This is a genomic window from Paramesorhizobium endophyticum (assembly GCF_014640615.1).
GTDB classification, from domain to species: domain Bacteria; phylum Pseudomonadota; class Alphaproteobacteria; order Rhizobiales; family Rhizobiaceae; genus Paramesorhizobium; species Paramesorhizobium endophyticum.
Genome location: NZ_BMHH01000016.1, coordinates 46,838 through 59,071 on the forward strand (window position 1 = coordinate 46,838; position 12,234 = coordinate 59,071).

Here is a 12,234-nt window from a genome sequence, read left to right on the forward strand (position 1 = left end):
GTAAAGGCTCATCTTATTTTCGACAGGGTTGACGGATTTCTCGAGGGCGTCTCGCCGATGGAAAATCCGGACAGAAGGGGTTCACAATCATGGTCACATCGCGCCGGAAGGCCACGCTCCGCATTCTCCTGAGTGGCGCAGCCGCGCTTCCCGTTTTCCTCTCATCGGCCGCTCAGGCGCAGGAAAATGGCGGGACCATCGAACTCAAACAGATCACCGTCGAAACCGGCAATGCCAAGGCGGGGAGCGCCACCGGCCCGGTCAAGGGCTTCGTCCCCGAGAATACCGCTACCGGCTCCAAGACCGACACCCCCATCGAGCAGATCCCGCAATCCGTCTCCGTCGTCGGGCGCGAGGAGATGGACGATATTGGCGCGCAGAAGCCTGACGAGGCGCTGCGCTACACCGCCGGCGTCTTCGCGCAGCCCTTCGGCCCGGATTTCGACACCAACTGGCTCTACATTCGCGGCTTCGACGCCACCCAGACCGGCACCTATCTCGATGGGCTGCAGAATTTCAGCTACGGGTTTGGCGGCTTCCTGATCGACAGCTTCGGCCTCGAGCGCATCGAGGTGCTGAAAGGCCCCGCCTCGGCTCTTTATGGCGGCGGCAATCCGGGCGGCATCGTCAACTATGTCAGCAAGCGCCCAACCGGCGAGCGCATCCGCTATCTCGAAGCAGGCATCAACTCCTTCGGCAATGGCTATACGGGCTTCGACATCGGCGATAAGGCGTCCGACGTGGTCAATTACCGCGTCAACGGCGTCATCGGCGGCGGCGACGGCTATACCGACTTCGAGGAGAATTTCCGCGGAGTCATCTCGCCCAGCATCTCCTGGAGCCCGGACGAGGCGACCAAGCTGACTGTGCTCGCCAACTACACCCATCTCGACGGCACCCACAATGGCGGCGCCTTCCTGCCCTATTTCGGCACGGTGGTGGACGCTCCCTTCGGCAAGATCTCCCGCAAGCGCAACTTCACCGAGCCGTCCATCGATAGCTATGACCGCGAGCAGGCCTCGATCGGCTACGAGCTGGAGCATACGTTCGACAATGATTGGACCGTGCGCCAGAACCTGCGCTATGGGTTCTCGCATGTGAAGGAGCATAGCCTCTACGCCTATGGCTACGGCTGGGCCGAGCAGCCATCGGGAACCGATTACGATCTCTCGCGCATCAATTTCCGCCACGATACAACGGTTAACACCTTCCTGGTGGACAACCAGCTGCAAGGCAAGGTGACGACGGGCGCTATCGAGCACACGCTGCTCTTCGGCGTCGAGTACAAATATTTCGACATCGACCAGATGCAGCAGACCGGCGGGGCCACTCCGATCAATCCCGTCCATCCGGTCTATGGCCTTCCGCAAGGGCCGATGTGGGATCCCTATATCGACCAGAACCTGAAGCGTAATCAGGTTGGCATTTACGCGCAGGATCAACTCCGCTTCGGCGATGGCTGGATCATGACGCTCAACGGTCGCTATGACTATGTATCGGACAAATCGGAGGGGCTGCCCTCCTACCGCGATCACGAAGGCAAGGCGAGCGGCCGCTTCGGCATCGGTTATGAGTTCGAGAACGGCCTGACCCCCTACGCCAGCGTCGCCAGCTTCTTCAACCCGGTCATCGAGGCGCTCGGCAACGGCGCCCAAGCCCAACCCGAAACGGGGCAGCAATATGAGGTTGGTGTCAAATACCGGCCTCAGGCATTCGACGGCCTCGTCACCGCCTCGTTCTTTGACCTGACCAAGCAGAATGTCGTGACGGGCCCGAACACCAACAGGGAGCAGATCGGCGAGGTCAACTCGCGCGGTTTCGAACTCGAAGCGCAGGCGAACATCACCGATGCATGGCGCGTGACGGCAGCGTTCACCACTTACAAGCTCGAGGTGACGGAAGACGCCAACGCAGCCCTCATCGGCAACCAGCCTTACCTCGTTCCGGAGACGCAGGCTTCCGTCTTCGCGCAGTATACCGTCCTCGACGGCGCGCTCGAAGGGCTGCAACTCGGCGCGGGCGTTCGCTATATCGGCTCGTCCTATGCCGATGCGGAGAACAAGTACAAGGTGCCGGATGTGGCGCTGGTCGATCTGAAGCTCGGCTACGAAAAGGACAATTGGGGCGTCGACCTCAATGTCACCAACCTCTTCGACAAGAACTATGTGGCCGGCTGCCAGACGACCCTCTCCTGCGGGTATGGCGAAGGCCGCAAGGCGCTGCTCAAGGCGCATGTGAAGTGGTGAGGATGGCGCTGTCCGTGTAAAATGGAAATGCTGGATGACGCTGCCCTCTGGCCCGCTTGGCTCCATCCTTCCCCCTTGCGGGGAAGGTGCCCGCATAGCGGGCGGATGGGGGTGGTGACGCTTGTGCCACGGTCTTCAGCAGAGGCGCGTACGTCACCACCCCCACCCGACCCTTCGGGCCACCCTCCCCGCAAGGGGGAGGGAAGGAGCCAAGCCATCACCCGGCGCACCATGCTCGCCCTCGCTGCGGGCATATTTGCATCCTCCGGCAGCCTTCGCGCCGCGCCTCTCCCCCGCATCGCGGCCATCGACTGGGCGATGTTCGAGACAGCGCTTGCCATCGGCGCGGTACCCGTCGCCGCGACCGAGCTCATCCAGTTCCGCCAAATTGCCATCGAACCGAACGTGCCGGGAAGCGTCGTGGATATCGGCCTGCGCGGCGCGCCCAATATGGAGCTGCTGCGCATCATCGCGCCGGACCTGATCCTGAGTTCCAATTTCTACGAATACCGCCGCCCCGCCTTCGAGCGCATCGCGCCCGTCTTTTCCCGCACGATCTACGAGACCGGCACGCCACCCTTCGACCCCGCGCGAGACGCCATGCTCGCCCTAGGGCAAAAGCTCGGGTTGGAAAACGCCGCGCAAGACTACATCGCCGCAACGGAAGCCGACATCGCCACCTTGCGCGACCGCGTCAAAACCCGCGGCCGTCCGGTTTTCCTTATCAGCATCGGCGATAGCAGGCATTTCCGCGCTTTCGGCGACGATAGCATGTTCGGCGACGTGCTCTCCCGCCTGGGGCTTGCCAATGCCTGGAAAGGCACGACCAGCTATTCCGCCACCGCACCTGTTGGCATCGAGGCGCTGGCGGATGTTCCCGAAGCCGATATCGTGGTGATCGGCCCGGTCCCGCCAGAGGCACGCAACATCCTGCCCGCCAGCCCGATATGGAATGCGCTTCCGGCTGTCAGCGAAGGCCGCGTGGCGATGCTCGACCCCATCGATCATTTCGGCGCCCTCCCCGCCGCCCGGCGATTCGTTCGGCTGCTAGGGGAGGCTGGACCATTCGTGCAGGCAAGCCAGTGAAAGCGTACTTTTCGATGGAAGCGCCAGACACCCCCCTCTTCCCTCCTGAGCTTGTCGAAGGGCGGGCATCTCCCCTTCCACTCTTGTCGTTCGAAGCCCTCGGATTAAATCCGAGGGTCACCGGAGGATGCACGGCTAGAGCATTTTGTTTTTATAAGGAAGCGTCGGCGGGACAGCGCCCCCCTCTGCCCTCCCGGTCATCTCCCCCGCAAGGGGGGAGATCACACCTTCATCGCTGCATTCGCCAATCGCCAACGTTGCAAGGCAAACGCTGTGGGTCGCGCCAGCCAATCTCCCCCCTCGCGGGGGAGATGTCCGGCAGGACAGAGGGGGGCCCGGTTCCGCCAGCATTTCCAGATGAGATGTTCCAATGAGCAACATCACACGCGCTCATCGCCCCATCCTCCTCTGGTCGCTCCTCGCACTCGCCGCCGCCGTGCTCTGCGCCATCATCATCGCCCAGCACCTTACCCCCGGCGCGGCAACCCCAGCCCTCCAGCGCATCATCCTGTTCCAGGCCACCCTCCCCCGCGCTACAATGGCTATTCTCTGCGGCGCGGCGCTTGGCCTTTCCGGCCTCCTTCTCCAACGCGTGCTGCGCAATCCGCTGGCGGAGCCTTCGACGCTCGGCATATCGGCGGGGGCGCAACTGGCCATGGCCGCCGCGGCCATCTATGCCCCCACGCTCCTGGAAGCAGGGCGCGAGGGTGTGGCGCTGGCGGGCGGGCTGGCGGCGGTTGCCTTCGTGCTGGCGCTCAACTGGCGGCGCGATCTGGAGCCGGTTTCGGTCGTGCTGGCGGGCATGATGATATCTCTGACGGCCACCACCGCCAGCGCTGCGCTCATTCTCGCCAATGGCGAATATATGTTCTCGCTCTTCATCTGGGGCAGCGGCACGCTCAACCAGCAGGGCTGGGAACCCACGATGGCCATCGCGCTACGGCTGGCATTGGTGACGGGCGGCGCGCTGCTGCTCCTGCGCCCGCTCACCATTCTCGGCCTCGACGAACGCAACGCCCGCAGCCTCGGCGTCGCGCTCTATGCCACCCGCCTGATGGTGATTGCGCTTGCCGTCTGGCTGGCGGCGAGCGTGACGGCGGAAGTCGGCATCATCGGCTTCATCGGCCTTGCCGCACCTGCCCTTGCGACTTTAAGCGGCGCGCGCACCCCGCGCCAGAAGCTCATCGCCGCACCGCTCATCGGCGCAATCCTGCTTCTCCTCGCCGATGGGCTGGTGCAATTATTTGCCGGCTCCGGCGGCGAGCGCATCCCCACCGGCGCGGCGACGGCGCTGCTCGGCGGCCCGCTGCTCCTCTGGCTGCTGCCGCGCCTGCGCATGCTCGAATGGCCATCGCTCAACGCGAAACCACCCGCCACCCTCCGCGCGTCTCGCCCGCTCCTTCTGCTCTTCCTCCTCGTCGTCCTCACGCTCGCCATCGGGGCGCTCTCCCTCGTTCTGGGACGCGGGCCGCATGGCTGGAACCTCGCCCACGGCGCTATTCTCCATGACCTCGCCGCCTTCCGCGCGCCCCGCATCGCCATCGCCGCCGCCGCGGGCGCGATGCTTGCCGCGGCAGGCACGATCATGCAGCGGCTGACCGGCAATCCGCTCGCGAGCCCGGAGATTCTCGGCATCGGCACCGGCGCGGGCGTCGGCCTCGCCGCTGTCCTCTATTTCAGCGCCATGCCCGGCCAGGGCCTGCAGCTCATCGGCGCAAGCGCCGGGGCGCTCGTCACCCTCCTCGTCATGCTCGCGCTCGCCGCGCGGGGCGGCTTTGGGCCGGAGCGCCTGCTGCTCGCAGGCATCGGCATGGGCGCGCTGTGCAGCGCGGTGCTGACCGCCATCATCGCCACGGGCAACCGCCAGGCCTTCCGGCTATTGGAATGGCTAAGCGGCACCATCAGCGAAGCCTCCGCCGGGGAAGCGCGCATCGCCTGCCTCGCCGCCATCCTCCTCATCGCGCCGCTGTTCCTCACCCCGCGCTGGCTGGATATTCTCCCGCTGGGCAAGACCACCGCTCGGTCGCTCGGCCTGCCCTTGGCGGGAATCCGCCTGTTGCTCGTCCTCCTCTGCGCCGGGCTCACCGCCTGCGCCTCGCTGCTCGTCGGGCCGCTGAGCTTCATCGGCCTCATTGCCCCGCATCTGGCCCGGCTCATCGGCCTTCACCGGCCCCTGCCCGCGCTCACGGGAGCGATTTTCATCGGCAGCGGCCTCATGATTCTCTCCGACTGGCTGTCTCGCATGGTGGCGTTTCCCTACCAGCTTCCGCTCGGCCTGTTCGCGTCGCTGATCGGCGGAGCCTACTTGATCTTTATGCTAGGCCGGGGCCATAGCCGCGAAACCACCTGAAATTCTGCGTGTTTCTTCCTATATGTCGCCAAAACAAGCGGGTATGGAGAATGGGCATGAACATCGGAGAAGCCGCCAGCGCATCGGGCGTCTCGGCCAAAATGATCCGCCACTACGAAGCGATCGGGCTGATCAGGCCGGCGGAGCGCACCGCCTCGGGCTATCGCGTCTATTCGGCAAATGAGATCGAAACCCTGCGCTTCATCCGCCGCAGCCGCGATCTGGGCTTCTCTATTGAGCATATCCGCACGCTGCTGGCGCTCTGGCAGGACCGTGAGCGCGCTTCGGCGGATGTGAAGCGCATCGCACTCCAGCATGTGGCGGAACTGGAGGCGAAACAGCGGGAGTTGCGCGAAATGGCCGACACGCTGCGGCATCTGGCCGACCATTGCCATGGCGATGCCAGGCCCGATTGCCCGATCATCCAGGATCTGGCCCATGCGGAAGCGCCGCCGGCGATGCACCGCCGGTCCGGTGCGCTCAAGGGTGCGCTCGCGGGTTGAACACGGGGCGTATTCACCGGAAATTTATCCGATTGCACCCTGACGGCGATCTGCTCTACCACTATCTCGTTTGGTCAAACGGAGGAATGATCATTGCCTGTTCGTACGGTTGTGTGGGGTGAGAACATCCACGAGAATACCAATGCTCTCGTCCGCGAGATTTATCCTGATGGCATGCATGCGACAATCGCCGCGGCGCTGAACCGCGACCCTGATATCCATGCCACCACCGCCACGCTGCAGGAACCGGAGCATGGACTGCCCGAAGACCGGCTGGCCGAAACGGACGTGCTCGTCTGGTGGGGCCATCAGGCGCATGGCGAGGTCTCGGACAAGGTCGTCGAGCGCGTCGCTCAGCGCGTCTGGGAGGGCATGGGGCTGATCGTGCTCCATTCCGGCCATTTCTCCAAGATCTTCAAGCGCCTGATGGGCACGCCCTGCGCGCTCAAATGGCGCGAGGCGGGCGAGCGCGAGCGCGTATGGGTGATCAACCCGCGCCATCCCATCGCGGCGGGCCTGGGCGAAAACTTCGTCCTCGAAAACGAGGAGATGTATGGCGAGCAATTCTCTGTCCCCGAGCCGTTGGAAACGGTGTTCATCTCCTGGTTCCAGGGCGGCGAGGTCTTCCGTTCCGGCATGACCTGGCGGCGCGGCGCGGGCAATATCTTCTACTTCCGTCCCGGCCACGAGACATATCCGACCTATCACGACGCCAATGTGCAGAAGGTGCTGATCAACGCGGTGAAATGGGCGCACAATCCCAAAGGCGCGCAGAAGAACATCGCCGACGCACCGAATGTCCCGGTCGAAAAGGCGCTCGAACCCATCGTCGAGCGCGGGCCGAAACTGCATCAGCCCGGCGAAGCCGGTTACAGGTGAGAGGCGTAATCCCCGAAGAGATCCTCGAACTTGAGGTAATATCATGAGATTGATCGTTGTTGGCACAGGTTCGATGGCGGCAAACCAGGCGAGCCATTTCAAGGCGATCGACGGCGTGGACATCGTCGCCGCCGTCGATCCCGATCCGGGCCGCCTGACCGAGTTCGCCGACCAGTTCGGCATCGAGAAGCGCTTCCTCTCGCTGGAGGAGGCCATCGCCTGGGGCGAGTTCGACGCCGCCACCAATGTCACGCCCGACCGGATGCATCACGCGACATCGCTCGCGCTGGTCGCCGCGGGCAAGCATGTTCTTTGCGAGAAGCCGCTTGCGGAAAATTATGCCGACGCCCTGGAGATGACCGAGGCGGCGGAACGCGCGGGAATCATCAACATGGTGAACCTCACCTACCGCAGCGTGCCGCAGCTGCAATATGCCCGCGGCATGGTGCTGGCGGGAGAGCTCGGCACCATCCGCCATGTCGAGGCCTCCTACCTGCAAAGCTGGCTCGTCTCCCGCGCCTGGGGCGACTGGAAGACCGAGTCGCGCTGGCTCTGGCGGCTTTCGACGGGACATGGCTCGAACGGCGTGCTGGGCGATGTCGGCATCCACATTCTCGACTTCGCCTCCTATGGCGCGGCGACGGATATCGACCATGTGTTCTCGCGGATGAAAGCCTTCGACAAGGCGCCGGAAGGGCGCATCGGCGAATATGTGCTCGACGCCAATGACAGCTTCACCATGTCGGTGGGCTTTTCCAATGGCGCGCTCGGCGTCATCCATGCCAGCCGCTGGGCGACGGGCCACCTGAACGAGCTGAAACTGCGCATCTATGGCGAGCGGGGCAGCCTCGAAGTCATCCACCGCCCGGACGAGTCCGAACTGCGCGGCTGCCTCGGAAACGACGTCGAAACCGCGACGTGGCGGGTGATCGACGTTCCCCCGGTGCCGACCAATTACGAGCGGTTCGCCGAAGCGGTACGGACGGGCCGGCAGGGTGACCCGAACTTCCGCCACGCCGCCGACCTGCAAGAGATCATCGACCGCGCCATGGATTCCGAAAGGGAGCGGCGCGAGTTTACCCTGCTCCCGCCGGTGGAGATGGTGCCCGTGCCGGAAATGCAGGCTGTCGAACTTGCAGTCGCCCCCGCAAGCGCGGAAAGGCCCCGCAAGCCCCGCCGCAGACGCTGGGGCACGCGGGCCGTGGGGGAATAGCGGCCTGTTTTGATGGCATCGCCTGATCCCGGTTTGGTGCCGTTGCTGTCATGGAGAGGTAGAGGAATGGATCCCAGTGACAAGCACTGGGATGACGGGCTGCTTTGCTGTTAGCAAGCCAAACTTCCAACCTCTCCGCTTGGCAGAAGCATATCCGGCAGTGGAAAACATCTCCACCCCGTCATCCCAGTGCTTGTCACTGGGATCCATGCCTCACCCGTTCCGCTGCCCCAACGGCATAAATGGTTCAAGCGGTTCCATCCTCGCCACACGGGCGAGGATGACGTGCATAACTACCCCCGCCACTCATACTCCTTAATCGACTCCGGCTTCATCTCGATGGAGAAACCCGGGCGTGAGGGCGGCATATAGGCCGCATCCCTGATCACGCACGGATCGACGAAATGCTCGTGCAGATGGTCGACATATTCGATGACGCGGCCGTCCTTGGTGCCGGACACGGCGATGTAGTCGATCATCGAGAGATGCTGCACATATTCGCAAAGGCCGACGCCGCCCGCATGCGGCCAGACCGGCAGGCCGTATTTGGCGGCGATAAGCAGCACCGCCAGCACCTCGTTCAAACCGCCCATGCGGCATGAATCGATCTGCACGATGTCGATAGCGCCTTCGGCGATGAACTGCTTGAACATGATGCGGTTCTGGCACATCTCGCCGGTGGCGACTTTCACCGGGCCGATAGCCTCGCGAATCTTGCGGTGTCCCGCCACATCGTCGGGGCTGGTCGGCTCCTCGATAAAGTAAGGATTGCAGAAGGAAAGCTTCTTCACCCAGTCGATAGCCTGATCGACTTCCCACACCTGGTTGGCGTCGATCATGAGATAGCGGTCCGGGCCTATTGCCTCGCGCGCGATGGTGAGTCGGCGGATATCGTCTTCCAGATCGCGCCCGACCTTCATCTTGATATGATTGAACCCAGCGTCGACGGCCTCCTGGCAAAGCCGTTTCAGCTTCTCGTCGGAATAGCCAAGCCAGCCGGCGGATGTGGTGTAGCAGGCATAGCCCTCGCGCTCGAGCGTGGCGACGCGGTCCGCCTTGCCTACCTCGGCCTTTTTCAGGATCGCGAGCGCCTCTTCAGGCGTCAGCACATCGGTCAGGTAACGGAAATCGACGATGCGGACGATCTCCTCCGGCGTCATCTCGCCGACAAGCCGCCACACCGGCTTGCCCGCCTGCTTGGCGAGCAAATCCCACACGGCATTGACCACCGCGCCCGTCGCCAGATGCATCGCGCCCTTGTCCGGCCCGATCCAGCGCAGCTGGCTGTCGCTGGTCAGATGCCGCCAGAACGCGCCCGGATTCTCGCGGATTTTATCAAGCTCCTGCCCGACGACGAGATGCTTCATCGCTGTAATGGCATGGCAGCAGATGTCATTGCCGCGCCCGATGGTGAAGGTCAGCCCATGGCCCTTCAGCCCGTCCTGGTCGGTATCGAGAATGACATAGGCGGCGGAATAATCCGGATCCGGATTCATCGCGTCCGACCCGTCGAGACTTTGCGACGTCGGGAAACGTAAGTCGAAAACGCGAAGATCTGTAATGCGGGCCACGGGGAACCTCTTTTTTATGCTGCTTGGAGCTTTTCTTGTCTGATCGAATTGCTAGGCGCCCCCTCTGTCCTGCCGGACATCTCCCCCGCGAGGGGGGAGATTGGCCGATACGGATTGTACCGCTCAACCGTCAACGTCTACGATTGATGCCGACGTTGATGAAGGCGCAATCTCCCCCCTTGCGGGGGAGATGTCCGGCAGGACAGAGGGGGCGCTGCCCCGCCAGCATTTCCAGCTACAGTTGAGCCGCTCTTGAATCCGGCTAAATATCCGCCTTCACATTCTGCCTCTGCTGACCCAGCCCTTCGATACCCAGTTCGACCACATCACCGGCCTTCAGATAGCGCGGCGGCTTTAGGCCCATGCCGACGCCGGGAGGCGTGCCGGTGGAGATGATGTCGCCCGGATGCAGCGACATGAACTGGGAGAGATACGAGACCAGATAGCGCACGCCATAGACCATGGTCCTGGTCGAGCCGTCCTGCATCGTCTGGCCGTTGACTTTCAGCCACATCGACAAGTTCTGCGGGTCGGCCACTTCGTCCTTTGTGACGAGCCACGGGCCGGTCGGGCCGAACGTGTCGCAGGACTTGCCCTTGGTCCACTGGCCGGAGCGCTCCACCTGGAAGGCGCGCTCGCTGACATCGTGCAGCGTGCAATAGCCGGCTACATAATCGAGCGCATCTTCCTCGCTCACATATTTTGCGGTCTTGCCGATGACGATGCCGAGCTCCACTTCCCAGTCGGTCTTTTCCGAGCCGCGCGGGATGACGAGATCGTCATTCGGGCCGACAATGGCCGAAGTCGCCTTCATGAAAATGACCGGCTCCGGCGGCACGGCCATGCCGGATTCAGCGGCGTGGTCGGCATAGTTCAAGCCGATGCAGATGAACTTGCCCGTCCCGGCGACGCAGGGGCCAAGGCGCGGATTGCCAGAAACAAGCGGCAGGCTCTGAACGTCGATTTCGCCCAGCTTCGCCAGCGCTTCGGGCGCCAGCACCGCTCCGGCGATATCGCCCACATGGCCCGAGAGATCGCGGATATTGCCCTCGGCATCGAGAAGCCCCGGCTTCTCCTGCCCTGCCTCGCCATAACGCAGCAGCTTCATGATTGTCTCCTTGTATAAATGATAAAGGGAGTAGGGGAATAAGGGAGTAAGTGAGTGGGGAAAACATACTCCCCTATTCCCTTACTCCCCTACTCCCTTAGTTCACCCACCCGCCGTCGATGACATAGGCCTGACCCGTCGTATAGGTCGCCCCTGCCAAATAAACCGCAAGGTCGGCGATTTCTTCCGGTGTTCCGATGCGTCCCATGGGCTGGCGCGCGATGAAGGCCGCGCGGGCCGCCTCGAAATCGCCGGTGGCCCTTAGCCGCTCCTGAAGAGATGGGCTTTCCACCGTGCCAGGGCAGATCGCATTGCAGCGTATGCCCTGCCCGACATAATCCGCGGCCACCGACTTAGTGAGCCCGATCACCGCCGCCTTGGTGACACTGTAAGCGAAGCGGTTCGGCACGCCCTTGATGCTGCTCGCCACCGACGACATGTTGACGATCGCCCCGCCGCCCCTGGCGATCATGCCCGGCAGCACGGCGCGGATGGTGCGCACCATCGAGCGGACATTGAGATCGAAGGCGAAATCGAAATCGCCATCGGGCATGTCGAGGATTGAGCCGGAATGAACGAAACCGGCGCAATTGAAGAGCACATCGACCGCGCCGATGTCGCCCACTGCCTGCGTTACCGCTGCATCGTCCAGCACGTCCAGCTTGCGCGTCGAAATGCCCGGCTCGCCGCTCAGCGCCGCCAGCGCCGCCTCGTTGATGTCGGTGGCATGCACCGTTGCGCCGGCCCGCGCGAAAGCCAGCGCGGTCGCCTTGCCGATGCCCTGCCCTGCCGCCGTGATCAGAACCGTCTTGCCCGCAAAATTCTCGCTCATTTGTTTTTCCTCTCGACGATCAGAATATGGTCGGCAGCGAGCACCACCTCGCCGCGCTGGTTGATCACCTCGCACCGCTCCACCACGCGGCCATGGGTCGGACGCTTGGGATCATCCTCCTTGGCGGCGATGGTCACGCGGGTGTGAATCGTGTCGCCAATGAACACCGGCCGCACGAAGCGCAAGCGGTCATAGCCATAGGAAAAGGCGACCGGATTGATCAGGCTTGCCGTCAGCCCGACGCCGATGGAAAACACCATCGTCCCATGCGCCACCCGCTGGCCGAACGGCGTCGACTTCGCAAACTCGGCATCCATGTGATGCGGAAAGAAATCGCCCGTATGTCCGGCATGGACGACGAAATCCGTCTCCGTGATGGTGCGCCCCGTGGTGGTGCGCTGAGACGCGAGCTCATAGTCTTCGAAATAGATGGTCTGTTCCATTGA

General features: G+C 63.3%; 10 protein-coding genes. 6 read left to right on the plus strand and 4 right to left on the minus strand.

Annotation, left to right across the window (positions count from 1 at the left end; all coding sequences use genetic code 11):
- Window positions 1–89 precede the first annotated feature (89 nt).
- The 6 genes from IEX53_RS17220 (at window position 90) to IEX53_RS17245 (ending at window position 8,277) form a co-directional block, all read left to right on the plus strand.
- Complete coding sequence (locus IEX53_RS17220) at window positions 90–2,246, plus strand: TonB-dependent siderophore receptor (RefSeq protein ID WP_188825425.1); 2,157 nt, start codon at window positions 90–92, stop codon at window positions 2,244–2,246.
- Window positions 2,247–2,477: 231 nt separating this feature from the next.
- Window positions 2,478–3,332 (plus strand): ABC transporter substrate-binding protein, encoded by an 855-nt coding sequence (locus IEX53_RS17225; RefSeq protein WP_188825426.1) that lies wholly within the window; start codon window positions 2,478–2,480, stop codon window positions 3,330–3,332.
- 370 nt (window positions 3,333–3,702) lie between these two features.
- Window positions 3,703–5,682 carry a Fe(3+)-hydroxamate ABC transporter permease FhuB gene (fhuB, locus tag IEX53_RS17230; protein ID WP_188825427.1) on the plus strand — a complete coding sequence of 660 codons (1,980 nt, stop codon included), beginning with the start codon at window positions 3,703–3,705 and terminating at the stop codon, window positions 5,680–5,682.
- Between the two features lie 56 nt (window positions 5,683–5,738).
- On the plus strand, window positions 5,739–6,185 hold the full coding sequence (gene cueR, locus IEX53_RS17235) for a Cu(I)-responsive transcriptional regulator (RefSeq protein WP_188825428.1): 447 nt from the start codon (window positions 5,739–5,741) through the stop codon (window positions 6,183–6,185).
- Between the two features lie 93 nt (window positions 6,186–6,278).
- Window positions 6,279–7,064, plus strand: coding sequence for a ThuA domain-containing protein (locus IEX53_RS17240; protein WP_188825429.1), 786 nt, complete (start codon window positions 6,279–6,281; stop codon window positions 7,062–7,064).
- 43 nt (window positions 7,065–7,107) lie between these two features.
- Window positions 7,108–8,277, plus strand: coding sequence for a Gfo/Idh/MocA family protein (locus IEX53_RS17245; RefSeq protein WP_188825430.1), 1,170 nt, complete (start codon window positions 7,108–7,110; stop codon window positions 8,275–8,277).
- A 293-nt stretch (window positions 8,278–8,570) separates the two neighbouring features.
- Here IEX53_RS17245 and IEX53_RS17250 read toward each other — a convergent pair whose 3' ends face one another.
- The 4 genes from IEX53_RS17250 to IEX53_RS17265 form a co-directional block, all read right to left on the minus strand.
- Window positions 8,571–9,848 (minus strand): L-fuconate dehydratase, encoded by a 1,278-nt coding sequence (locus IEX53_RS17250; RefSeq protein ID WP_188825431.1) that lies wholly within the window; start codon window positions 9,846–9,848, stop codon window positions 8,571–8,573.
- A gap of 262 nt (window positions 9,849–10,110) precedes the next feature.
- Window positions 10,111–10,956 (minus strand): fumarylacetoacetate hydrolase family protein, encoded by an 846-nt coding sequence (locus IEX53_RS17255; RefSeq protein ID WP_188825432.1) that lies wholly within the window; start codon window positions 10,954–10,956, stop codon window positions 10,111–10,113.
- 97 nt (window positions 10,957–11,053) lie between these two features.
- The gene (locus tag IEX53_RS17260; RefSeq protein ID WP_188825433.1) at window positions 11,054–11,788 is read right to left on the minus strand and encodes an SDR family oxidoreductase; all 735 of its coding nucleotides are present in this window, start codon (window positions 11,786–11,788) and stop codon (window positions 11,054–11,056) included.
- Entirely contained in the window at window positions 11,785–12,231 is a 447-nt protein-coding gene (locus IEX53_RS17265; RefSeq protein WP_188825434.1) for a MaoC/PaaZ C-terminal domain-containing protein, read from the minus strand. Before IEX53_RS17265 ends, IEX53_RS17260 begins: the two co-directional genes overlap by 4 nt.
- Window positions 12,232–12,234 lie beyond the last annotated feature (3 nt).

Excerpts from the sequence above, each read along its gene's own strand:
- cueR (WP_188825428.1), top strand. The coding sequence starts at position 5,739 with ATGAACATCGGAGAAGCCGCCAGCGCATCGGGCGTCTCGGCCAAAATG.
- IEX53_RS17260 (WP_188825433.1), bottom strand. The coding sequence starts at position 11,788 with ATGAGCGAGAATTTTGCGGGCAAGACGGTTCTGATCACGGCGGCAGGG.
- IEX53_RS17220 (WP_188825425.1), top strand. The coding sequence starts at position 90 with ATGGTCACATCGCGCCGGAAGGCCACGCTCCGCATTCTCCTGAGTGGC.
- IEX53_RS17255 (WP_188825432.1), bottom strand. The coding sequence starts at position 10,956 with ATGAAGCTGCTGCGTTATGGCGAGGCAGGGCAGGAGAAGCCGGGGCTT.
- IEX53_RS17265 (WP_188825434.1), bottom strand. The coding sequence starts at position 12,231 with ATGGAACAGACCATCTATTTCGAAGACTATGAGCTCGCGTCTCAGCGC.
- IEX53_RS17225 (WP_188825426.1), top strand. The coding sequence starts at position 2,478 with ATGCTCGCCCTCGCTGCGGGCATATTTGCATCCTCCGGCAGCCTTCGC.
- fhuB (WP_188825427.1), top strand. The coding sequence starts at position 3,703 with ATGAGCAACATCACACGCGCTCATCGCCCCATCCTCCTCTGGTCGCTC.
- IEX53_RS17245 (WP_188825430.1), top strand. The coding sequence starts at position 7,108 with ATGAGATTGATCGTTGTTGGCACAGGTTCGATGGCGGCAAACCAGGCG.